Genomic DNA, 23,965 nt, shown 5'->3' on the forward strand with positions numbered 1-23,965 from the left:
CCTGCGGGCAGCCGCCACCGCGACCGTTCAAAAACGCGAGAGCATCTTGATCGCTTTACCGCCTGCGTTACCAATGGCGCAAGGATTTAAGCATTGAAGGAGCCGGACATGGCAACGATCGGAATTATTGGCGCGGGTGCCATGGGCAGCGGGATCGGCGGATTACTCGCGAGCAACGGTGCGACGGTCCTGACCGACCTCGAACATCGCTCCCCCGCGACGGTGAGTCGGGCGGAAGCTGCAGGCATGACCGCTGCGACACTCGCCCAATTGCTCGATGCCGAGATCGTCCTGTCCATCGTGCCGCCGGCGGAAGCCGTGGCCGTGGCCCGGCGCTTTGCCGACGAGGCACGGCGGCAGGATCGCTCTGCGGTCTATGTCGACTGCAACGCCATCTCGCCCGCAACCATGAAAGAGGTCGCCGAGACGTTCATCGGCACGAAGGTCGAGGTGCTGGATGGCTGCGTGATCGGTCTGCCACCGAGCGGAGGCAAGCCCCCCAAACTTTATGTCAGTTCCGACGCCGACAATCGCACGTCAACGCTTGGTCAGCACGGACTGCCGGTCCGCACGGTTTCCGGCGGCATCGGCGCCGCCTCGGCCCTGAAGATGTGCTATGCGGGCATCAACAAGGGCCTGACGGGCCTTGGCACGGCCATGATGCTCGCCGCCATCCGCAGTGGCGCCGACGAGAGCTTGAAGTCGGAACTGGCCGAGAGCGCGCCGGCTGTCGACAAGAAGCTGACAGGCAGCATTCCTGACATGTATCCCAAGGCCTATCGCTGGGTTGCCGAAATGGAGGAGATCGCCGATTTCCTCGGTGACAAGGATCCCGCCTCGCTGATTTTTCGCGGCATGGCCGGGCTATTCCAGCAAATGGCCGATGATCGTCAGAATGGCGGCGAACTCGCAGCCGAACTCAACCGCCTGCTCGCCTGAGCATACCCCCTCGGTCCTCACGAAGATGGAGCCGGTACGGCACATGCCGCCCCCGGCACCCTTATTCCGCCGCCATCAGCGGCGGATGCCCGCGGTCGTTGGCACGACCCTTCTTGGCATTTTCCAGTTCGTGATGCAGCCGCGCTTCCTCATGCGCCTGAGGCTTGGCGAAGCGGGCAAGCAGGAGATAGGCGACCGGCGTGATATAGAGCGTCACCAATGTCGCAAAGCCGAGCCCGCCGACGATCACCCATCCGAGCGCGATGCGCGCTTCCGCCCCGGCCCCCTTGGCAAGAACCAGCGGCACCCCGCCAATAACGGTGGCGATCATCGTCATCATCACCGGCCGCAGGCGCAGAGAGCAGGCCCGCTCGATCGCTTCGCGGCAATTGGCGCCTTCGTTGCGCAGGTGATTGGCGAATTCGACGATCAGGATACCGTTCTTCGCCATCACCCCGACAAGCAGCACAAGCCCGATCTGGCTGTAGACGTTGAGGCTCGACCCGGTGAGAACCAGCGCGAAGGCGGCACAGGCGAGCCCCAGCGGCACAGTCGACATGATGATGACCGACGACAGCACGCTTTCGAACTGCGCGGCGAGCACGAGAAAGATGATGGCGATGGCAAAGCCGAAGGTCAGCGCCATGCCGCTCGAATTTTCCTTCAGCGTCGCCGCTTCCGCCAGAGGAATGAGGCGCGATCCCGGCGGCAATAGCGGCTGCGCCAGCGCCGTGGCGGTCTCGACCGCCTGCCCGAGCGACACGCCCTCCTTGAGCCCGGCGGAAAACGACACGGCAGCCAGCCGCTGCTCGCGGTTCAGCCGCGGTGCGACGGCCTTCTCCTCCAGCGTGGCGACCGTCGCAAGCGGCACCATCCGGCCATCCTTGGCCTTGAGGAAGATGTTTTCGAGATCCGTCGGATCGTCGATCGGCCGTGTCGTGGAGGTAAGCTTGACCGGTGTCGCCTCGCCATCGACGAACACGTCCACCACGGAACGCCCTTCCAGCAGGGACTGGAGCGACGTGCCGAGATTGGTGATGTCGATGCCGAGATCGGACGCTTTCTCGCGGTCGACCGACACGAAGATCTGCGCCTGGCTCGGCTCGTTATTGAGCCGCGGCGTGTCGAACAGGCCGCTCAGCCGCAACTGGTCGACGAGCTTGAGCGCGGCATCGGTCAGCTGCTCGTGGTTGGTGCCGACCAGCGCCATCTGCAGCCCGTTGCCGGCACCGCGGATGCGCAGACTGTTCTGCTGCTGGGCAAAGGCTCGCAGCGCCGGCACGGTGGCGGTGGCGGCATTGATGTCCTTGACGATCTCCGCCTGGCTCCGGTCGCGCTCCGACCATGGCGCAAGCGTCAGCACAATGAAACCGTTATTGGTGGCGCCCCCCTGCCCCGAGATCGAATAGATATTGCGGATCTCGCCGGCATCGACCAGCGGCTTCAGCTTCTCTTCGATCTGCTGCAGCTTGTCGCGCATATATTGCAGGCTGATCCCCTCCGGCGCCGTGGCACGCAGGAACACCATGGCGCGATCTTCCGTCGGCGTCAGCTCGCTCTTCACCGTCTTGAACGCCATGAACCCGGCGGCGCCGAAAACGAGCGCCACCACGACGACGATGAACGGCGCCCCGAGACATGCATGCAGCGTCACCCGGTAAAATCGGGCAAACAGGGTGCCGAAACGCCCGAGCAGACCATCCTGCCTTTCGCGGATCGGCTTCGTCAGCATGCGCGATGCGAGCATCGGGCAAAGCGTCAGCGCGGTGATCGACGAAAGCGCCACGGCAAAGGCCAGCACGAAGCCGAATTCGCGGAACAGCCCGCCCATCTGGCCGGGCAGGAAGGAGAGCGGAATGAAGACAGCGGCAAGCGTCGCCGTCGTCGCCAGCACGGCGAAAAACACTTCCTGCGTCCCAAGCACGGCCGCAGCCCGTGGCCCCATGCCCTCGGCCCGTCGCCGGACGATGTTTTCCAACACGACGATCGCGTCATCCACCACCAGACCTGTTGCCAGCACGATGGCAAGCAGCGTCAGGATGTTGATCGAGAAGCCGACGAGATAGATCGCCACCAGCGTGCCGATCAGCGCCACCGGCATGGTGAGCGCCGGGATCAGCGTCGCCTTCCAGTCGCGCAGGAAGAGGAAGATGACGATGACGACGATGGTACCCGACAGTGCCAGCGCGATTTCCACCTCATGCAGGGCGCCTTCGATGAACACCGCATCGTCGCTGGTAATGGCGATCCTGGTGCCCTCCGGCAGGCCCTTCTGCAACTCTGCGACGGCCGCCCGAACCCCTTCCGAAATGCTGAGCGTGTTCGATTGCGCCTGCCGCAGCACGCCGAGCCCGACGCCCTGCACGCCATTGGATCGAAGCGCCGTCGTGCCGTCGTCCGGCCCGAGCATGACGGTCGCGACATCACGCAGCCGCACATTGTCGCCGAGCATCACATTCTCGAAGTCTTCCGGCTTGGTCAGGCTCGCGGTCGCGCGCACGACGATATCCTGCGTCGACGATTCCAGCGAGCCGGCGGGAACGTCCATCGCCGCCGTATCGAGCGCGGTGGCAAGATCGGCAATCGTCAGGCCACGACTTGCGAGCGCCACCTGGTTGACGTCGACGCGGAACACCTTTTCCTGGTCGCCATAGAGTTCCACATCCGCCACGCCGTCGACCGCCGCAAGCCGGTCAGAAACCTCGTTGTCGACGAGCAGCGTCAGGTCCTCCATCGACAGGGTCGAGGAGGTGACGGCAAGCCGCATGATCGGCTGGCTGTCGGAATCGGCCTTGATGATGCGTGGTTCGTCGACATCCTCCGGCAACTGGTTCGTCACGCGGCCGAGCGCATCGCGCACATCGTTGGCGGCGACGGCAAGATCGGCGGTATCGTTGAATTCCAGCGTCACCCGGCTCTGGCCGAATTGCGATTCCGACGAGATCGCCTTCAGCCCGCTGACGCGCGCGACAGCCCCCTCGATGACATCGGTCACCTCCTGGTCCATCGTCTGGGCCGACGCACCGTCATAGGTGGTGCGGATCGTGATCACCGGCTGGTCGACATCCGGCAGTTCTCGCACCTCGACGCCGACAAGTGCGGCAAGACCGGCCACGACCAGCAAGGTATTGAGAACGGCGGCAAGAACCGGCCGACGCACGAAAAGCGCCGTGAACCCCTGCTTGCCCGAGCCGGAAGACGCTTGTTCCGGGGCCGCATGCTCCAGATTGTGACCGGACTGATCGGCGCTCATCGGCTGGCAACCTCCGGCGGCTTCTCGCCGGCAATCCTGACGGTGCCGTTCTCACGCACCCGCTGCAGGCCCTCGGTGGCAACGACGTCGCCCTCCTTCAGCTCTGCGGCAACGAGGATAGCATCCGGATTGCGCTGGATGATCTGCACCCGCGCCTTGACCGACCTGTGATCGACGATACGCCAGACGAAAGAGCCCTGGGCATCCCATTGCACGGCAAGCGGATCGACGGCCGGATAGGTTTCACCGGGAAAGCGCATCGTCACGCCGAACGACATGCCGGCGCGCAACTCGTCTTCACCATTGGGAATTTTCGCCCGGATGCGGATCGTGCGGCTGGCCGGATCGACGCGGTTGTCGACGGCATAGACGGACCCGGCAAAGGTACGGCCGGGACGCGACACCGAGACCGCCTCGACCGGCATCTCCGTCTTGACCTGCACGGCAAAACGCTCCGGCGCCCAGAAATCCACCAGCAGTTCGGAACGGTTGTCGATCGTCACCACATTGCTCGCCGTCGTGACATTATCGCCGATATTGATGGCAACGATGCCGACGATCCCGTCGATCGGCGCAAGGACGGAGCGGCGCTTGAGCGCCAGCTCGGCATTGGTCAGCGCCAGTTGCGCCGTTTCCGACGCGATCTGTGCATCGAGTACTTCGAGGCGCGAGAAGCTCTTCAAATTCTTGTAGCTGTCGGACTTTTCCCGCGCGCTGCGCAGCAGCACCTGGGCCTGGTCGCGCAGGATGATCTGCTCGTCGTCGTCGAGTTGCGCCAGAACCTGGCCCTTTTTCACCAGATCACCGGATTTCACCAGGATCTCGTTGATCGTGCCGGTCGCCTGCGGCATCACGACGACCGACTGGATCGCCTCCCCGTCGCCGATCGCCGAAAGCCTGTCATTGACGACGCCTGTCCCGACCGGCCGGGTTGCGACCAGAACGGCCTGCCCATCGGCATGATTGCCCGCGCCGCCATGCTCCGCCCCTGCACTATGTCCCCCGCTCCCGGCAACCGTTGCGGACGGCGGTTCTGCCGCTTTCGGATTGATCGCCGAAACGACGGCCTGAGGCATGCCCATGGAAATCAGCGTACGCCCGGCATCGGCAGACATATACACCCAGAGACAAAGCCCTGCGATGAGTGCCGCAACCGACAGAAGAAGCTGGTTCCATATCCGCATGCATGCCCTCTCGGAAAACAGGATCTATCGCGGAGAGTATCCGCGTTTCCGGCGCAACAAGCAATGGTCGCACCACCTCAGGATGTCGATCCTAACCTCACGAAATTTCACGCTTATGTCAGAATGAATGCAACCTTGTGGATGAAACGTGAGCGGGCGCCGAAAGGCATAGCGCCCGATCCACGAAATCCGACACGCTATGAGCGCGTCACCTCGATGCGATGACGGCACGCGTCCATTGCCCGGATGAAGACCTCCGGATCGTCGAGCGACCGGGACAGGACGATCGCCCCCTGAATGGTGAGGACGGCATCCTCCGCGCTCCGTTTTGCGTCCGCAGATGAGGCGCCTTCCCTTTCCAATGCGGCAGCCAGCGCCGCAATCCATCTTGCGAAATAGTCCCTGATCGCCGCCGCGAAACGATCGCGGGTGGCGTCGAGCGCGAAGGCACCGACCAGGCAGACACGGCCGCCCGAGCGAAAATAGCGGGTCACATTCAGCCACATCCGGGCGATCGGTTCATCCGAACCGCCGCTCTCCAATGGCAGGAATATCTCCCGCTCGAACCATTGGTCGACATCGGCCAGCACCGCGGCAGCCATCTCCTCCTTTCCGCCGGGAAAGAAATGATAAAGGCTGCCCTTGCCGATCCCCGTTCGCTCGGTGATGCGGTTGAGGCTCGTCCCTTCATAGCCGAGTTCGCGAAAGACTTCCGCCAGAAGCGGCACGACATCCGCACGTTCATATTGTGTCTTCAATCCAATCCTCACAAGCCAGGGCCAGCTTCACAAGCCAAAATCGGCTTCACAGGCCAAGATCGGAAAGGCCGGGATGATCATCCGGCCGACGGCCGCGTGGCCAGTGAAATTTACGCTCGGTGGCCTTGATCGGCATGTCATTGATACAGGCAAACCGCCGCTGCATCAGGCCCGCAGCATCGAATTCCCAGTTCTCATTGCCATAGGAGCGAAACCAGTTCTGGCTGTCGTCGTGCCACTCGTAAGCAAACCGAACGGCGATCCGATTGTCCTTGTGGGCCCATAATTCCTTGATCAGCCGGTAGTCCAGTTCCCTGTTCCACTTGCGAGTCAGGAACGCGACGATCTCTTCGCGCCCGGTGACGAATTCCGAGCGGTTTCGCCACTGGCTATCCGGTGTGTAGACGAGCGAAACTCTGGCGGGATCGCAGCTGTTCCAGCCGTCTTCCGCAAGACGGACCTTGAGAGTTGCGGTTTCATCCGTGAACGGGGGCACAAGCGGCGTCATTGAAATCTCCCTTTAATGTACCGAATGGAATTCAATGTACCATAAGGTACAACTCCAGGCAAGAATTTTGGTATGCGCATATCCGCGCACCGGGCCCGGAGGTTGGTCAACCGCGTCAGGATGAGCATGCCGAGGCTGCCGAAATCTCCGCCCGGCCACAGATTTCCGCCCCGGATCCGGAATGAAACCAGAACATTATCTGGTCTTTCGGCCTCGAATCACTACATTGGCCGCATGAGTAACAGTTTCGACGACATCCCGTTCTTCGACGAAGAGCCGGAACCCGCGCCCCGCAAGCCGCAGCAGGCCACGGACCGCCAGCAGCCGGCCACGAGCGGCCCGGCAGCCTGTGGGCCTATGGCGGGTGGGCCTATGACAGGTGGATTGGGCATTGCCGCCCGTGCCATGGCGGCGCGCGATGGCGCACGCCCGGCCCCGGACTATCTGACCGGCCTCAACCCGGAACAGCGCGAGGCTGTCGAAACGCTGGATGGCCCCGTCCTCGTCCTGGCCGGCGCCGGCACCGGCAAGACCCGCGTGCTGACCACCCGCATCGCCCATATTCTGGAAACCAACCGCGCCTTCCCGAGCCAGATCCTCGCCGTCACCTTCACCAACAAGGCGGCCCGCGAGATGAAGGAACGTATCGGCGTTCTCGTCGGCGGCGCCGTCGAAGGCATGCCCTGGCTCGGCACCTTCCACTCGATCGGCGTAAAAATCCTGCGCCGCCATGCCGAACTGGTCGGCCTGCGCTCCGATTTCACCATTCTCGACACCGATGACGTCGTCCGCCTCATCAAGCAGCTGATCCAGGCCGAGGGCCTCGACGACAAGCGCTGGCCGGCAAAGCAGTTCGCCGGCATGATCGACGGCTGGAAGAACAAGGGCCTGCTGCCGCACGACATCCCGGAAGGCGATGCCCGCGCCTTCGCCAACGGCAAGGGCCGTGAACTCTACGCCGCCTATCAGGCGCGCCTGCGCACGCTCAACGCCTGCGATTTCGGCGATCTTCTGCTGCATCCGATCGCGATCTTCCGCAAGACGCCGGATCTGTTGAAGGAATATCACCAGAAATTCCGCTACATCCTGGTCGACGAGTATCAGGATACCAACACCGCTCAGTATATGTGGCTGCGCCTCCTCGCCCAGCGCCCAAAGGGCGTGCCGCAGAATGTCTGCTGCGTCGGCGACGACGACCAGTCGATCTATGGCTGGCGTGGTGCGGAAGTCGATAACATCCTCCGCTTCGAGAAGGATTTCCCCGGCGCCAAGGTGATCAAGCTGGAGCGCAACTACCGCTCCACCGAACACATCCTCGGCGCCGCCGGCCACCTGATCGCCCATAACGAAGGCCGGCTCGGCAAGACGCTGTTCACCGACCGGGTCGACCCCGACGACGAGAAAGTCATCGTCCACGCCGCCTGGGACTCGGAAGAGGAAGCCCGCGCCGTCGGCGAGGAGATCGAGCGCCTGCAGCGCGGCGATAATACCAATGGGGATGGCAAGAAGCACGCGCTGAACGATATGGCGATCCTCGTCCGCGCCTCCTTCCAGATGCGCGAATTCGAAGACCGCTTCGTCACGCTCGGCCTGAATTACCGCGTCATCGGCGGCCCGCGATTCTACGAACGGCTCGAGATCCGCGATGCCATGGCCTATTTCCGCCTCGTCTGCCAGCCGGCCGACGATCTGGCCTTCGAGCGGATCATCAACACGCCGAAGCGCGGCCTTGGCGATACGACCGTGCGCTACCTGCATGATTACGCCCGCGCCCGCGATATCCCGATGTTGCAGGCGGCCGCCGATATCATCGAGACGGACGAGCTGAAGCCGAAAGCCCGCAAGGCGCTGTTCGACGTGATTCAAAGTTTCAGGAACTGGCAGGAACGGCTTGAAAACACCGAACATACCGAACTTGCCGAACAGATCCTCGAAGAGTCGGGCTATACCGACATGTGGAAGAACGACAAGTCGGCAGAGGCACCGGGCCGCCTCGATAACCTGAAGGAACTGATCCGCTCGATGGAAGCCTTCGAATCGATGCGCGGCTTCCTCGAACATGTCTCGCTGGTCATGGATGCCGAGCAGAACGAGAACATGGATGCCGTCTCGATCATGACGCTGCATTCGGCCAAGGGACTGGAATTCGATACCGTCTTCTTGCCCGGCTGGGAGGAAGGCCTGTTCCCGCACCAGCGCGCGCTGGACGAGGGGGGCCGCTCCGGCCTCGAGGAGGAACGCCGCCTCGCCTATGTCGGCATCACCCGCGCCAAGCGCCGCTGCCACATCTGGTTCGTCTCCAACCGCCGCATCCACGGCCTGTGGCAATCGACCATGCCCTCACGCTTCCTCGACGAACTGCCGCCGAGCCATGTCGATGTCGCAGCCTCGGACAGTTCCAACAGCTATGGCGGCTATGGCGGACGCGGAGGCTACGGCCAGTCGCGCTTCGACAAGGCAGATCCCTTCGCCAACTCCTATTCGACCCCCGGCTGGAAGCGCGCCCAGGCCAACAAGACCGAAGCCACCCGCGACAACTGGGGCTCCCGCTCCGGCCACGCGGTGGAACGGATCGGCTATGGTGAATCAGGCCCGCGCGGCCGCACGATCGACGGCGAACTGGTGGCAAAATCCGTGGCTGAGACCCCGTCGAAATTTTTAGTCGGCGACCGCGTCTTCCACATCAAGTTCGGCAACGGCAACATATCCGCCATCGAAGGCAACAAGCTGACGATCGAATTCGACCGCGCCGGGCAGAAGCGCGTGCTGGATGGGTTTGTGGAGAAGGCGGGGTGAATTGTCGGGCGACTAGAATAAGCTGCCTCGCACTGCTTTTTCGGCACCATGATTGAGGCGAACTATGCCATTTATAAGCCAATTTCCGTAAGCTTTGTGCGTTCCCATCGCCAAAACAAAGCCTTTCTGGGGATATTTTTCTCCAAAAGTCTCAGCCATATACTGGAGAGCTTTAGCCTCTCCATATTCGCGGCGCCACTTCAGGAAAGTCGCCTCTACTTCCCAGTCCTGACACGTCCCCTCGCGCTTCCCATCACTTATTTCGTATGAATACTTAAAGTTATACGGAGCAGGCTCGTAAGGAACAGTCCCCTTATTCATGTAGCCCATGTGGCCGAAGAGACCTTCCGTCTCGTGTCTATGCCATTCCAGGAAATGTGCCTTTTCCTCCTCGTACTGGCCTTTGTCCTTCTTCTCTATGATAAAGTAGGGATTACGTGGCCGAATGAATGCCAAGCTGCGGCCCGCCTTGTATTCATCTTCTAAGCTATCAACGATGAGAGGTGCGACGAGATTTTCGCGCGCGCCCTCATTCTTTAAATGCCCCGTAATAGAGACGCTCCGATGCTCTACACGCCTGCTCTCGCAACGATGATCACCCTTGGGCAGCGACCATTTATATTGAACAATATCCCATCGTCCAAATTTTTGAGCGTCATCTAAGGTACGAAACGCAACGGGATATAGCCGAACCCAAACTCCACCAGGGTCGATGCCGGCGCAACACACGAGTTCTCCATGTGTCTGACCCACACGCGGCGCCGCTTTAACAATAATAGTTGCCAAACTTTGCCCAGGTAACTCGTGGCCCATTCACGCCGCCTTACAACTAAACCCTTTCGGAACACCCAAGTGCCGCACCTCAAGGCAGCATAATTCTTTCATCTTTTCAATCAAAATACTTCTATGGCAAAGTCGATGATCTCTTTCAAAGCACATAAGGCACACATTTTTTGTTTTTGAAAGTTCAGACACCTCAGAAATCGCCTGCTTTGCAATTTCATTTTCTATATGATTATTAAATATATTTCGGAATTTATCATATTCTCCACTCCTAGCGGCAAGTCGCCCCTCTTTAGGATCACCGAGTACTTTCAGATGCAAATAATCAATTCCGGAGTTATGCAACGCTTCGCGCAGAAGATTTTTTGAAAAGCCTTTTTTTCTGGAAGACGGGACATCACGAACATCGATTAAAAGGTCCACCCTTTGATCCTCGAGGACTGCAATGAAATCGGAAATTTCCGCGCCCTCGTATCCAATAGTTTTGATGGCCATTTTGAATCGGTTTCCTTCTAGAATTTTCCTTCGTATACACTCAACGACACGACTTAATCGACGCTTTTATGACCGTTGGGATTGATCGGATACCCGCTACAGGACGCGCACCAGCCCCGCGCAAGCGGATCGGCACAGAAACGAGGAGATCATTGCCGTGGCTCTGCGAAAGCCAGCCTCGACAATCCGCGTCAGTTTCTGGAGCTCCCTATGGCCAAATCTCAGCATCTTCAGACTTCGATAGATTCTGAGGCGGTCGGCAAGTCGCCCACCCATCTCGACCCCACCGACTGGGCCGCCTTCCGCCAGGATGCCCATGCGATGCTGGACGACGTCATATCCCATATCGCATCGGTGCGCGAAAACCCGCTCTGGCGGCCGCAGCCGGAGGAGAACCGGGCGCATTTCCGCCAGCCCCTGCCCGAAGCGCCGCGTGAGCTTGGTGACGTTCTCTCCGATGTCCGTGATCACATCATGCCCTATGCGACGGGCAACCTGCATCCGCGCTTCATGGGCTGGGTCCATGGCGGCGGCACGCCGGTCGGCATGGTGGCGGAAATGGTGGCGGCCGGCCTCAACATGAATTGCGGCGGCCGCGATCATGTCGGCATCGATGTCGAAAAGCAGGTCGCCCGCTGGATGAGCGAAGCCTTGGGCTATGATGCCGATGCCGCCGGCGGCCTGTTCGTCACCGGCTCGTCCATGGCCAATTTCCTCGCCGTCACCATCGCCAAGACCAAGGCCATCGGCGTCGAGAGCCGCGCCTCCGGCCTGCGCGCCGCAGATCATCAGCTCGTCGCCTATACCTCGGCCGAAGCACATGGCTGCATCGCCCAGGCCATGCAGCTTTCCGGCATCGGCTCGTCCAATCTGCGTCTCGTCGCCGTCGATGCCGATGGCCGGATGATGATGTCGCATCTGAAGATGATGATCGAACGGGACCGCGCCGAAGGCTTCCTGCCCTTCCTCGTCGTCGGCACCGCCGGCACGGTCAATACCGGCGCCATCGATCCGCTGAACGAGATCGCCGACATTGCCGCGGCCGAAAACCTCTGGTTCCATGTCGACGGCGCCATCGGTGCGCTGGCCGTTCTCTCGCAAGAGCTGCGTCCGCGCTTTGCCGGAATAGAACGCTCGCAGTCGATCGCGCTTGATTTTCACAAATGGGGACAGGTTCCCTATGACGCGGGTTTCCTGCTGGTGCGCGATCAGGCAGACCAGAAGCAGACCTTCGCCCAGCCCGCCGCCTATCTGCAGCGCTCCACCCGCGGGCTTGCCGCCGGCGACACCTGGCCCTGCGATCTCGGGCCGGATCTCTCGCGCGGCTTTCGCGCGCTCAAAACCTGGATGACGCTCTCGACCCATGGCACGCAGAAGATCGGCGCGGCGATTGCCAATAGTTGCGCTGTCGCGCGCTATCTGGAAGCGCGCATCGCAGCCCACCCGCTCTTCGAACTGAAGGCGCCGGTGGCGCTCAACATCGTCTGCTTCGCCATCACCGGCAGGAATTCGGCCTATACCCGCGAGATCGTTCTCGACCTGCATGAGGAAGGTGTCGCCGCTCCCTCATGGACGACGATCGACGGCGAGCTCGCCATCCGCTGCGCGCTCGTCAACCACCGCACCACCGAAGCCGACATGGATATCTTCATCGACGCGCTGGTACGCGCGGTACAGCGTCGGCCGGAATAGTCTTCCGGCCGAGCTCTCTTGGAGATAGATCGCCTCAACTGTCACGGCAGGCCGATCGAGCGCAGGAAGGCATCGACCTGTTGCGTGTAGTCGTTGCCGGCCCCAAGCTCGCTGTCGATCTGCATGTGCTTGAGCGCAACCGGCAGCACCTGCGCCTTGCCGCCCGTCTTTGCGGCAAAGGCCTTGGCCTGCGGGCAGGAATCGCTGCGAAGGCTGGAGCAGACCAGAAGCATCGGCAATACCGGCCCCTTGAGCTGCAGAGCCGGTGATGCCTCGGCCCAGAAGCGCGGATCCTTGCCGAAAACCTTGTCGTAGAACGGTGGATGCCCCGGCTGCTGCATGATTTTGATAATATCATAGGCAGCACTGTCGAGTGCCACAGTTCCGGCCCAGGGGCGCAGACCGACCTTTTGACCAAGGGCGTGATCTGTCGTCACCAATGCGACGAGATGGGCACCCGCAGAATGTCCCATCAGCACGATCTTCGACGGATCACCGCCCCATGACGCGGCATTGCGTTCGACACTTGCGAGCGCTGCGGCCACATCGCCAGCCTGCTGCACCGGATCGGCCTTCGGCAACAGGCGCGTCTCGACCGAGACGAAAATGAAGCCCTGCGGCAGCCAGTGGGCCACCTTGTTCTCCACCACGCCGGCCGAGGTCTTGGACCCAAAGGCCCAGGCGCCGCCATGCACCATCACGATGATCGGCGCATGGGCGGGCTTCTGCGGCGCGTAGATGTCCATCAACTGCGCCGGCGCTGTGCCATAGGCGATGTTCCGCCTCACCGTCACGCCCGCCGGCACATGGGCATCGCCGCCCTCCGCCTTCGCCGCCATCTTCGTCATCATCTTGGTTTCCTGGCTGGCAATGGCCGCCCGGCAGCCGGCAGAGAGCTCACTCGCGTGCTGGCGCATGCATTCGATGATGCGTCCGCCTCCCGGTGCAACTCCTGAGCAATGGGCCTGAAAATCGCCGCGGCAGGCCTGCATGAGGCCGAACTGCTGCGCCAGCGCCGGTGGCCCCGAACAGGCGGCCAGCGCGGCGAGCGCCACCAATGTCCTGCGAAAACGCGGCAATGAAAAACCTCTGGCAATGGTCACGGGCATGCTCCAATCACATGAACAAAATATCGCATTGAACTTTCGGCCGGAATTGTTGCGGTGATATTTCAAAGCTGAAAAGGTAGGCCATCGCATTGCCTTGATCGGACAAATAACCGATCGGGCGGCAAGGCGCTCTCGCATGGAGCGCAAGTATCACGGAGTGCATCAAGGCTCATGTCTCTTACCAATCACGACATCATCGAACTGACCGAATGGCGCCGCCACCTCCACACCATGCCTGAAATCTCCGGCGAGGAGGTGGAGACGGCCAAAGAGGTGGTGCGCTTCATGAACGAGACAGGCCCCGACAGGATCATCGAAGGGCTTGGCGGCACAGGCGTCGCCGTCTTCTATGACAGCGGTATCGCCGGCCCGACCGTGATGATCCGCGCCGAGCTCGACGCACTGCCGATCGAGGAACTGGGTGAGCCGGACCACAAGTCGAAGATACCGGGAAAAAGCCATATGTGCGGCCATGACGGCCACATGGCGACACTTGCAGGCGTCGGCCGCGCGCTCGGTCGTAAGCGGCCGAAGACCGGCCGCGCCATCCTGCTGTTCCAGCCGGCGGAAGAAAATGGTGCAGGTGCCGCAGCAGTGCTTGCAGATCGGACATTCGCTGAACTGTCACCCGATTACAGCCTGTCGCTGCACAATATGCCGGGCGTCCCCTTCGGTCACGTCTGGCTGAAGGATGGTCCAGCCAATTGCGCATCACGCGGCATCAAGATCATCTTGACTGGCAAGACGGCCCATGCCGCCTACCCCGAAACGGGAACCTCGCCTGCCAGCGCCGTGGCCGAGTTGATGCCGGCGCTCAACGCATTGGCGTCAGGCACCGTCACGACCGGCGACCTTGTCCGCACCACCGTGACCCACGCGACAATGGGCGAACCGACCGTCGGCGTCGCTCCCGGCTATGCCGAGATCTGGGCAACGCTGCGCACCTCGACAGACGACCAGATGGCAGCGCTTGTCGACAGGGCCGAGACGATGGCGCGCAGGGCCGCAGAGGCGAACGGCCTGTCCTTGAAGATCGAGTACCAGGAAGTCTTCGGCCATTGCATCAACGACGCCGAAGCCGCCGATATTCTGCGTGCTGCCATGGATGCCGAAGGTGTAAGCCACGAACCGGGCGAAGGATTTCGCGCATCCGAGGATTTCGGCCGTTTCGGTTCAGTCTCCAAGTCCGCGATGCTGTTCCTCGGCGCCGGCGAAAATCACCCTGCTCCGCACAATCCGAACTATGATTTTCCGGACGACCTCATCCCGATCGGTGCCGGGATCTTCCTGCGTGCGATCAGGAACACGCTGGGCTGAGGAGCAACCCTCAAAATGCAAGAGGAGCCACGAAGGCTCCTCTTTTTCGTTATGCGTCGTTATTACCGAACAGCTTTGCCAGGAAGCCGCCGTTCGAACCGGCGCCGGGCCGCTTGCCGTCCCACTTGTTGACGATAATCATGTGGGTGATCTCGCCACGCTGGAAGGCCTTGAGGAAGCGCGGATAGTCGGCAAAGGCGACGCAGCCATGCGAATCGCCGCGAACGCGCAGCAGGAAGCTGTGTGCCAAAAGACCCGTGCGACCCTGCGGCGGCTTGCCGTCAACCGGTGTCAGGCGCATTGCTGCAACGCCATGGAACATCGCTTCGCGCATCGACAGTTTGTAGGTGCCGGGCGGCGTCGGTCCACGCATCTTCACATTGGTGAACTTCGGATTGTCGCGCATCTCGCCAATGCCGGAATGCGCTTCGAGCGTCGAACCATCAGGCATGTGAACCACGCCATTGGTAATATCGTAGATGGCAACCTTGGTACCGATGCCCGGGAATTTCGGTGTCGGCTGTGACGGTGCATCAGGCTCGGCGCGCATCGGGTTGTCGGGCTTGGCGAAGGCAAGCGCCGTCGGCTTGTCGTCGTCCTTCGAAGGCTTCTGCGGCGCCACGGCTGCGATGGCCGCAAGCGCGCTGCCACGAACCGGAGGATTGTTGTCGTCGTCGCCGCGCATGCCGGCGGACGGACGGAAGATCGGCACCGGACCGGCCTTCGGCAATGCATAGGTATCGGCTGGCGGCGCCATGGCGACGATCTTGCCGGTGATTTCCGGTGCACCGCTGTCGTCGGATGCATCATCGGTGTCATCGGCATCGACCGATGCCATTTCGACCGGCCTCATGTCCTTGAGATCGGCAACGCTGGCAACGCTCTGGGCGTCCTGGATCACGTCGGGCATGGCACCCTCGCCGCTCGGCGGAGCGACGACCACCATATTGCCCATAGCCTGCTCAAGCACGGCGCGGATCGATGCATCCGTCGGGCGGTGATTGGCAAGCGCGGCGAACTGGCGCTCGGCATCTGCGCTGCGGGAAGCTTTCGCCATCGCATGATGAAGAGCCTGGTTGACCGCCGAATCGTCCGGACGCATCGCCGAAAGTGCAGCCACATCGGCGCCGGCTAGACGACCGCCCTTGGGCTCCGCCACCGACTGACCCGGCAATCTGGAAAATTTGGAGACATCCAGGGCGCGATCGTTGCGGCTCTGGACAAGCCGTTCACTGGCGTTGACCGGAGAAAGCAGGGCTGTCTGGAACTTTGCTTCCTTGACCGGCTTAACCGCAGTCGCCACGGTGACCACGGAGGCCCCGATCAGAGCGGAAGCGGTCAGCCCGATCCCGATCGCCATATTGGCAAGAATGGAGCGTCCGTGCTTGCGCTTCGCCGGCCGCTTCGAGACCTTGTTCCGTGCCTTGGAGGTTTCGATCTTACGCACCATCACTCGTTACCCGAACCGTTACTCATCATGGCAAGCGCGCCGTCATGCGCCTTGCCTGCCAGACCCAAGCGATTGTCTGAAGCGAAGTTTCTCCGCTCCGAACCGCTCTGCGAATGGTTCAGAGAATGAACGATTATGGTAACCAATGTCTTTACGCCGCCCCGATCAGTTTCGATGACGCTCATAAAAGCGCATGCCGTCGGAAGTTTAGCCGAAATACGGCGAGGCTGTGTTTCTGGCCCCGCGGATTAAGGCAGGTCAAGCCGACGACTGTTGCTGTTTAGCGACAAAAGCCCGACAATTCAAGGCGACCGCGAGATTTTAACGGGGATGCGGCACTTTGAAACGCAGAAGCAAGGCAGGAAAAAAGATAAGGCGGCCGCAATGACGGCCGCCCCAAAGTTTGATTTTTGCGGAATTAACCATCGCTCCGGCGAATGGCGCGACGTTCATTAAAAAACCAGGGCCTGAACTTCACCCCGATCACATTTCCGGCAAAGGCCGCTGCAGCCCAGAGATATCCGTGCAGGCTGCCGGAGGCGATCCCGGAGAAATACGCGCCTATATTGCAGCCGTAGGCGATTCTTGCACCATAGCCGAGCAGCAACCCGCCAACCGCCGCAGCCAGAACCGAGCGCCACGGAATATCGAGGCTCGGAGCAAACTTTCCGGCAAGTGCCGCAGCCAGCATGGCACCGGCGATAATGCCGAAATCCATCACCGACGTGACATCGGCAAACACGCTCTGCGACAATGCCTTGGCATTACCCGGCTGCTGCCAATAGACCCATGCGGTCGGATCGATGCCGATCATCTGCGCCCATTTTGCACCCCAGAGCGCGAAGGCGGAGGTGATGCCCCATGGGCGGCCGGCAATCGCCAGTGTCGCGAAATTGAACACGACCAGCGCGATAGCACCGAATACGAGCGGCCATGGCCCACGCAGATAGCGTGCCAGTCCATGGCGCGGAGAAGGCGGAGCCTGCTCAAGTGCGCCATTGCGCCTTTTCTCCACCAGCACGGTGAGCGCCGCGATCGCGCCGAAAATGACCAGCGAAAGAACGATGCCGCCACCGGCGCCGAACGTCTTGAACAGGGCGGTCGGCGGCAGCGACGGAAGGCTGGCCCACCAGTCAAAATTCACCGTGCCGAGAACCGAGCCGACAATGAAGAAGAAGAGCGTCACAAACATGCGCGCATTGCCGCCACCGGCGGTAAACAGCGTACCCGAGGCACATCCGCCGCCAAGCTGCATGCCGATACCGAACATGAACGCACCGACCAGCACCCCGACACCGGCCGGCGAAATATTGCCCTGCACCGGGTGGCCGAACAGCGTGCCGTTCGAAAGCGCAGGGAAGAACAGGATGACGGCCAGCGCCAGCAGGATCATCTGCACCCTGAGCCCGCGCCCCCTGCCTTCCGATATGAAGACCCGCCATGCCGAGGTGAAACCGAATGCGGCATGATAAAGCGACATGCCGAGCGCGCCGCCGATCAGAAACAGCGCGCCCTGCACCGGCCCATAGATCGCGCCGAGCGCAACCGTCCCGACGACCAGCACGGCCAGCGAAAGCAGGCCCGGCGCCCCAAGCGGCGGCACTGTCGGCGCGCTGGACCCGAGCGAAGAGGAAATCGACATTGGATATGCTCCTTGTTTTCGCCCTTGATAGGAGCCTTGCAATGCCGTGACGAGGCAACGCTTTTCAATCGCAAGGAAGAAACGAGGAATACATTTTCGTATAGCGAGCCGATCATGGAATGCGGCACCGCAAAAAAGCATTCCACCCCGCGGGGTTGCACGGGGTGGAACGAGCCGACCGGCGGGGGAACCTGATCGGCCAGGGGTTCGAAAGTCGGGCCTGCGGCTCGCGATCAGAATTCGCCGGCGAGCCCGACGCGCACACCGGCCGAGCCGCCCGGCGAATAGCCCACCGATGCATCGAAGATGACCGGATAATTGGTGTCGAACATGTGCGCCACGGCGAAGCTGGTGGCCACTTCACCCTGATAGCCGGCGAGGTTGGTGGACCACGATGTCTTGCCGGGCGCCGAAGGTTTAGGTGCGGCCGTCATCGACATGGCTGCCGCGATGCCCTTGCGGGTCTCCCGGCGCAGGCTCGACATATCGCTGCGCAAGTCGGAGATATTCGAATTGATCCGGTTCACATCGAGATTGGCCGTCGCGATATTGCCCGCCGCATCCGTCGTGAGAACCTGGGTCGGGCCACTCTGCGCCGCCTTGCTTGCAGCCGAGGTAACGCCCGGCATCGTGTAGGTATTGCTCGACGTGCCGATCATCACCTGGCCTGCCCGCGTGGTGGCAGCGCCGCCGCCGATCGCCGTGCTGTTGGCATAACTTGCCTTCGAACCGTAGCCGATCGCGGTTGCGTCGGCGCCTGTGGCCACTGCGTTTGCAAGGCCGCTCGTGTTGTTGGCAGCCAAAGCACCATTGGTACCGGCACCGCCAATGAAGGAGTTGATCGCCTGCAGTGCAGAGTCCACGTCCGTATAGGTATTGCCTCGCAGCGTGTAACTCGGCCCGGTAAAGACGTTTGTGCTGCTGTTATAGTTGGCACCGCCGCCGAGTGATATGGCGACGTCGCCAAGTCCGGTCTGCACATTATCCTGCACCGCCCGAAGCTGGCGGACATTGACCGCATCGGTATCGGCTGTGCCGCCAGCGACATTGGTGATCTGCCGCTCGCTCCCCGTATCCCCGACGGACACGGCGCCGGCCGTCGATGAAACCGCCGTGCCAGAAAATAGTTCGGATGCACCGGCCATGCCTGATCTTGCTGCTACGGAGCCCGAGCCGAGCGCGACACCGCCGGTGGCACTGACGTCCGTATCCGCGCCGAGCGCCACGCCATTAGCGGCTGTAACCGAGCCGCGCAGACCGAGCGCAACCGCATTTGTGGCCGTCGCGCTGGTGGTCGCTCCGTTGCCTATGGCGATCGAGTTGACTTCGCCAGCAACCGACGCTGCATTATTGGCGCCGCCGAGACCGCTCAGGCTGCCGCCGCCCATCGATATGCCCTTCGCATCATCGATGTCGACCGAGTCGGCCGCCAGACCGCAATCGGCACTGCTGACCGCATTGCCATCGGTATCCAGAACGTTGACGCCGATATTCTTGCCGCTCAGGGCATCGGTGAGGTTGACATCGATGATGCCGCCCAGTGCACCCAGGATCGAGCTGAGGCCGCCGGCCACAGGTTGAAGCACGGGAAGATCGACACTGAGGCCGGAGCAGACGTTGACCAGCGGAGCTGTCTGCGCCTGCGCGGTGGTACTGTAGAGGCTCGCAAGGAGCGTAGCCGGTATTGCGACTGCTGGAATGACGATGCGCTTCATGGTGACCCCTCCAAATCGGATGGCCAATAATTTCGCAACATACTTAATAAGCTCTTTCTAATTTAGATAAGCTTTACTGTTTCAACGATCACACTGATTAGGCTTGATAATTTCCTTGATCACAGAGCCCCCGCTTGGCATTCTGCTGTCAAAATCGCGGGAGGACGTTATGAAGGCGCTGCTTTTGGTCGACATTCAGGTCGGTTTTTGCCCCGGCGGAAACCTCGCCGTTGCGGATGGCGATTCGGTCGTTCCTGTCGCCAACAGCCTGATTCGTGATAGCGGATACGATGTCGTCGTCGCCTCGCAGGACTGGCACCCGGCCAATCACGGCAGCTTTGCCTCCCAGCACCCTGGCAAGAAACCCTTCGACATGGGCGAACTGTCGGGCCAGCCGCAGGTCATGTGGCCGGATCATTGCGTCCAGGGAACCTCCGACGCAGAGTTCCACCCCGACCTTGAGACCGACGGCATCGACTATGTGCAGCAGAAGGGCGAGAACCCGGCTGTGGACAGCTATTCGGCCTTTCGCGACAATGATCAGGCAGCCCTCACCGGACTGGCCGGCTATCTCAGGGCGCAGCAGATCACAGAACTCGATGTCTGTGGCCTGGCCACCGACTATTGCGTCAAGTTTTCGGCACTCGATGCCCGCGACATGCTTCCGGACGTGAAGGTCCGTTTCATCTCTGATGCCAGCCGCGGCATCGATCCGAAAGGGGTGGCAGATGCAATCGCCGAGATGCAGGCGCGCGGCATCGGTATCGTCACCAGCACGGAGATCCTCGCCGATTGAGGCAGCCGGCGGACCGAATTGCGACGGTTCATCAAAATCGATGGTTGAATAAGCGCAATTCGTTTGTCACGGGCGACCGCCATCCCTAAACGCTGGCAATCTCGGGTAGACCTTGGAAGAGGCGACAACCGGGCAGGACATCACCAGCGGCGGGAGCCGGCAATGGGCAAGAGGGAAGAGATTGCCGACGGTTTGAAGAAGGGTCTCGTCGTAGTCCTTTCCTCTGCACCTTTCGGCATCCTGTTCGGCGCGATCGCCGTCGACAACGGTTTCAGCCTCGCCGAAGCTGCGCTAATGAGCGCGCTTGTCTATGGCGGCGCAAGTCAGTTGGTCGGCATAGAACTCTTCGGCCACCATGTCGCCGCCTGGATCATCGTTCTGTCGGTCTTGGCCGTCAACTTTCGCCACGTTCTCTATTCCGCGGCACTGGTAGGTGTTCTGGGCAGCTTTCCCGCGCTTCGTCGCTGGCTTGCCTTCTTTCTTCTCGTCGATCCGCAATTTGCCGAAGCGGTCAAACGTGAAGAGACAGGCACTGCCGTGACGCCTCGATGGTATCTTGCCATGGGCGCCGTCGTGTGGCTCGGCTGGGTCGTCAACACCGTCATCGGCGCCTTTTTCGGCAGGCTGATCGGCGATCCGAAGGCACTCGGCATAGACGTCCTGCTGCCTATCTATTTCCTCGGTCTCGTGATGGGCTTCCGCTCGCGGCACAATTTCCTGCCGGTCATGCTGGCCGGCGCCATCGGTTCGGTCGTCGCCTACCATCTGGTCGGCTCGCCATGGCATATCAGCGCCGGCGCGCTACTCGGCATCCTCGTTGCCGCAATCCTGCCGCCACCGGCACGGCCCGAGGCAGAGCCCGACGTCCCGACGCTCGAGAAGGAGGTGATGTAGGATGCAACCCGATCCGAGCCCTTTGGCAATCGACAGCCACACCCTGCTTCTGATCATTGCAGCCGCCGTTGCCACCTACGCCACGCGGATCGGTGGCTACGTATTGATAGCCAGCATGAAACGCATACCGCCGCGGGTGGAATCGGCGCTAAACGCCGTGCCGGCGGCTGTACTGACCACGCTGGTCGCACCACCCTTCTTCAATGGCGACTGGGATATCAAGATCGCCATGGCCGTGGCCTTTGTCGTCGCTCTGCGCTGGCCCGGACTGACAATCCTGGTGGCAGGCTGGGCCGCCGTGATGGCGGCCCGCTACGGTTTCGGCATCGGAGCCTGATCAGACAGCGATCGGAGCCGTCGCGGCTTCGAGCCATGCCTGGATGGCAGCGTCGGTCAGAAGCGGCATGATCTTTTCACGCACCGCCGTATGATAGGCGTTCAGCCAGTCCAGTTCCTCGGCCGTCAGCAGCGAAGCCACGACGAGCCGGCGGTCGATCGGGCAGAAGGTCAGCGTCTCGAACGACCGCATCGGAATATCGCCGCCCTCGATCTCTTCCGCCTCGCGCACGAAAATGAGGTTCTCGATGCGGATGCCGAATGCATCCGGCCGATAGTAACCCGGCTCATTGGACAGGATCATGCCGGGAAGCAGTTCCTGCGTCGCAAGACGCGAGATCCGCTGCGGCCCTTCATGCACGGAGAGGTAGGAGCCGACGCCATGCCCGGTGCCATGGGCAAAATCGGCACCGGCCTTCCACAGCGCAATGCGCGCCAGCGGATCGAGATCGCAGCCACGCGTCCCCTTGGGAAACCGTGCCGTGCTGATGCCGATCATCCCCTTCAGCACCAGCGTGAAGAACCGCTTGCGATCCTCCGCAACCTCGCCGATCGCAACCGTCCGGGTAATGTCGGTCGTGCCGTTGATGTATTGAGCCCCTGAATCGATCAGGAACAGGTCGCCCGCCTCAAGCACCCGGTCGCTCTGACTTGTCACCCGGTAGTGAATAACCGCACCATGCGGGCCGGTTCCGGAAATCGTGTCGAAGGATACATCCCTGAGCGGGTTCTGCATGTTCTGGCCGACACGGGCACGCGCGGCCTCCAGCGCCTCGACCGTGCGGATCTCCGTCAGCGAGCCGGGTTCGGCCTGATCGAGCCAATAGAGGAATTCGACCATCGCCGCCCCGTCCTGCAGATGTGCATCGGCCGAACCGCGTAACTCGACGGCATTCTTGATGGCGCGTGGCAGGCGTGCGGGATCCGATCCCTCCACCACCTCACCACCGGCATCGCGGATCGCCTGCGTCAGGGCGAGCGCAGTCAGTTCGGGATCGGCAAGAATGCGTGCGCCGCCTGCCGCATGGACGCCGATGCGTTCGACCAGTTCCCCCGGCTCATACAGCGACGCAAGCGACTGCAGGTGGGCACGAGCCTCCGCACCGAGCTTGCGCCCGTCGATGAACAGCTCTGCCTTGCCATCCGCGCTGATCAGCGCCCGCGACAGCGGATGCGGCGTATGCGGCACGTCCGCACCGCGGATATTGAAGATCCACGCGACCGAAGACGGATCGGCGACCAGCACGGCTGCGATCTTCTTCGCCTGCAATTCGGCGGCAATGGCAGCGATCTTCTCTCCGGCCGGCTTTCCGGCATGCGCATCCTGCTGAACCGCTACAGCCCCAAGCGGCTCCGCCGGGCGATCCTTCCATGCGCTGTCGAGCGGGTTTTCTTCAAGCAGGACGAGGCTGCCGCCGATCTCTGCAAGCGCCTTCTCAAGCCGCCGCACCTCGGCACCGCCATGCAGCCACGGATCGATGCCGAGCCGAAACCCCGATACGGCGTGCTTGCCGAGCCACACATGCGGCGGCTCGCCGACCAGGTCACCGCCGGAAAACACGCTGCGATCCACCTGTTCGGCAAGCTGCGTCACGTAACGGCCATCGACAAAGACGACGGCTTCCTTCTGCGTCACCAGCACGATCCCCGCCGAACCGGTAAAGCCGGTCAGCCATGCCAGGCGCTCGGCCGATTCAGGAACGTATTCTCCCTGATATTCATCGGCACGAGGCACCAGGAAGCCGTCAATGCCGAGTTCGGCAAATCGACTGCGCAGCGCGGCCACCCGCTCGCGCCCGAATTGCGGGGAGGATTTATTGTCGAAGGACTGAAACATGGAAGGCAATCCGCTGATCTGATTCCGCTGGACGGCGATGTTAGGCGATCAGATGGGCGCGCCGCAAATTATCCTTTGACATGCTCGCCATGCAGAAAAATCAGGCACGGACACAAATACCCATGCACATAGCGCATATCACCAATGAGGGAAGCCTACTCACTGGGCATTTCAGGAACATCTATATTTCAAACATAGAGAGCGCCGGAGCGCTCACCACTAGGGCAAAGACGATGGCAAATTCCGTATTCCGCAATGCAATGAACCGCTTGATCGCGGCACGCGAAAAGCAGGTCCAGCGCTATGTCAACGGCGCACTGCTGAGCCTCGATGAAAAGACGCTTGAGGGCCTTGGCACCAGCCGCGAAGAGCTTCGCCGCAAGGGCGCAGCAACCTACGTTTTCTGATGCAGTGAACGGCCGCGTGCGAAATCGCGACCGCCCTCCATCATTTCCCGCTTG

19 protein-coding genes are annotated in these 23,965 nt (G+C 61.6%); 8 read left to right on the forward strand and 11 right to left on the reverse strand.

Annotated elements, in window-relative coordinates:
* Positions 1-108: 108 nt before the first annotated feature.
* Positions 109-939: an NAD(P)-dependent oxidoreductase gene (locus NCHU2750_RS10565; protein ID WP_119940398.1), complete on the forward strand. Its 831-nt coding sequence runs from the start codon at positions 109-111 to the stop codon at positions 937-939.
* 61 nt (positions 940-1,000) lie between these two features.
* Here the strand turns inward: NCHU2750_RS10565 and NCHU2750_RS10570 are convergent, their stop codons facing one another.
* The 4 genes from NCHU2750_RS10570 to NCHU2750_RS10585 form a co-directional block, all read right to left on the reverse strand.
* Positions 1,001-4,192, reverse strand: coding sequence for an efflux RND transporter permease subunit (locus tag NCHU2750_RS10570; RefSeq protein WP_119940399.1), 3,192 nt, complete (start codon positions 4,190-4,192; stop codon positions 1,001-1,003).
* Positions 4,189-5,376, reverse strand: a complete 1,188-nt coding sequence (locus tag NCHU2750_RS10575; protein WP_119940400.1) for an efflux RND transporter periplasmic adaptor subunit — start codon at positions 5,374-5,376, stop codon at positions 4,189-4,191. The genes NCHU2750_RS10570 and NCHU2750_RS10575 overlap by 4 nt, the downstream gene beginning before the upstream one ends.
* 197 nt (positions 5,377-5,573) lie before the next feature.
* On the reverse strand, positions 5,574-6,134 hold the full coding sequence (locus NCHU2750_RS10580; protein ID WP_119940401.1) for a TetR/AcrR family transcriptional regulator: 561 nt from the start codon (positions 6,132-6,134) through the stop codon (positions 5,574-5,576).
* Positions 6,135-6,180: 46 nt separating this feature from the next.
* Entirely contained in the window at positions 6,181-6,642 is a 462-nt protein-coding gene (locus NCHU2750_RS10585; RefSeq protein WP_119940402.1) for a nuclear transport factor 2 family protein, read from the reverse strand.
* 234 nt (positions 6,643-6,876) lie between these two features.
* Between NCHU2750_RS10585 and NCHU2750_RS10590 the strand changes: the two genes are divergently transcribed.
* Positions 6,877-9,438, forward strand: coding sequence for an ATP-dependent helicase (locus tag NCHU2750_RS10590; RefSeq protein WP_119940403.1), 2,562 nt, complete (start codon positions 6,877-6,879; stop codon positions 9,436-9,438).
* 12 nt (positions 9,439-9,450) lie between these two features.
* On the opposite strand, the gene NCHU2750_RS10595 is transcribed toward NCHU2750_RS10590, so the two are convergent.
* Positions 9,451-10,251, reverse strand: a complete 801-nt coding sequence (locus NCHU2750_RS10595) for a DUF8758 domain-containing protein (protein ID WP_119940404.1) — start codon at positions 10,249-10,251, stop codon at positions 9,451-9,453.
* Positions 10,252-10,716: a DUF488 domain-containing protein gene (locus tag NCHU2750_RS10600; protein ID WP_119940405.1), complete on the reverse strand. Its 465-nt coding sequence runs from the start codon at positions 10,714-10,716 to the stop codon at positions 10,252-10,254.
* A gap of 210 nt (positions 10,717-10,926) precedes the next feature.
* Between NCHU2750_RS10600 and NCHU2750_RS10605 the strand changes: the two genes are divergently transcribed.
* Complete coding sequence (locus NCHU2750_RS10605) at positions 10,927-12,408, forward strand: pyridoxal phosphate-dependent decarboxylase family protein (protein WP_119940406.1); 1,482 nt, start codon at positions 10,927-10,929, stop codon at positions 12,406-12,408.
* 41 nt (positions 12,409-12,449) lie between these two features.
* On the opposite strand, the gene NCHU2750_RS10610 is transcribed toward NCHU2750_RS10605, so the two are convergent.
* On the reverse strand, positions 12,450-13,511 hold the full coding sequence (locus tag NCHU2750_RS10610; protein ID WP_162939579.1) for an alpha/beta hydrolase fold domain-containing protein: 1,062 nt from the start codon (positions 13,509-13,511) through the stop codon (positions 12,450-12,452).
* Positions 13,512-13,688: 177 nt separating this feature from the next.
* Here NCHU2750_RS10610 and NCHU2750_RS10615 point away from each other — a divergent pair, with 177 nt between their 5' ends.
* Entirely contained in the window at positions 13,689-14,834 is a 1,146-nt protein-coding gene (locus NCHU2750_RS10615; RefSeq protein WP_119940408.1) for an amidohydrolase, read from the forward strand.
* Positions 14,835-14,883: 49 nt separating this feature from the next.
* Here the strand turns inward: NCHU2750_RS10615 and NCHU2750_RS10620 are convergent, their stop codons facing one another.
* The 3 genes from NCHU2750_RS10620 to NCHU2750_RS10635 form a co-directional block, all read right to left on the reverse strand.
* On the reverse strand, positions 14,884-16,284 hold the full coding sequence (locus tag NCHU2750_RS10620) for a DUF2778 domain-containing protein (RefSeq protein ID WP_245480225.1): 1,401 nt from the start codon (positions 16,282-16,284) through the stop codon (positions 14,884-14,886).
* Between the two features lie 418 nt (positions 16,285-16,702).
* Entirely contained in the window at positions 16,703-17,926 is a 1,224-nt protein-coding gene (locus tag NCHU2750_RS10630) for a YeeE/YedE family protein (protein WP_119940410.1), read from the reverse strand.
* Between the two features lie 233 nt (positions 17,927-18,159).
* Complete coding sequence (locus NCHU2750_RS10635) at positions 18,160-19,641, reverse strand: YadA-like family protein (RefSeq protein WP_119940411.1); 1,482 nt, start codon at positions 19,639-19,641, stop codon at positions 18,160-18,162.
* Positions 19,642-19,810: 169 nt separating this feature from the next.
* Between NCHU2750_RS10635 and pncA the strand changes: the two genes are divergently transcribed.
* The 3 genes from pncA to NCHU2750_RS10650 all read left to right on the forward strand — a co-directional run bounded on the left by pncA (position 19,811) and on the right by NCHU2750_RS10650 (position 21,668).
* Positions 19,811-20,437 carry a bifunctional nicotinamidase/pyrazinamidase gene (gene pncA / locus NCHU2750_RS10640; RefSeq protein ID WP_119940412.1) on the forward strand — a complete coding sequence of 209 codons (627 nt, stop codon included), beginning with the start codon at positions 19,811-19,813 and terminating at the stop codon, positions 20,435-20,437.
* 162 nt (positions 20,438-20,599) lie between these two features.
* Entirely contained in the window at positions 20,600-21,331 is a 732-nt protein-coding gene (locus tag NCHU2750_RS10645) for an AzlC family ABC transporter permease (protein WP_119940413.1), read from the forward strand.
* 1 nt (position 21,332) lies between these two features.
* A complete protein-coding gene (locus NCHU2750_RS10650) occupies positions 21,333-21,668 on the forward strand; it encodes an AzlD family protein (protein WP_119940414.1) in 336 nt (111 codons plus the stop codon).
* Here NCHU2750_RS10650 and NCHU2750_RS10655 read toward each other — a convergent pair whose 3' ends face one another.
* The gene (locus NCHU2750_RS10655; RefSeq protein WP_119940415.1) at positions 21,669-23,504 is read right to left on the reverse strand and encodes an aminopeptidase P family protein; all 1,836 of its coding nucleotides are present in this window, start codon (positions 23,502-23,504) and stop codon (positions 21,669-21,671) included.
* A 233-nt stretch (positions 23,505-23,737) separates the two neighbouring features.
* Here NCHU2750_RS10655 and NCHU2750_RS30465 point away from each other — a divergent pair, with 233 nt between their 5' ends.
* Entirely contained in the window at positions 23,738-23,911 is a 174-nt protein-coding gene (locus NCHU2750_RS30465) for a hypothetical protein (RefSeq protein ID WP_162939580.1), read from the forward strand.
* The last annotated feature ends 54 nt before the right edge of the window (positions 23,912-23,965 follow it).

Origin of the sequence: Neorhizobium sp. NCHU2750, assembly GCF_003597675.1 — a bacterium.
Taxonomy (GTDB): domain Bacteria; phylum Pseudomonadota; class Alphaproteobacteria; order Rhizobiales; family Rhizobiaceae; genus Neorhizobium.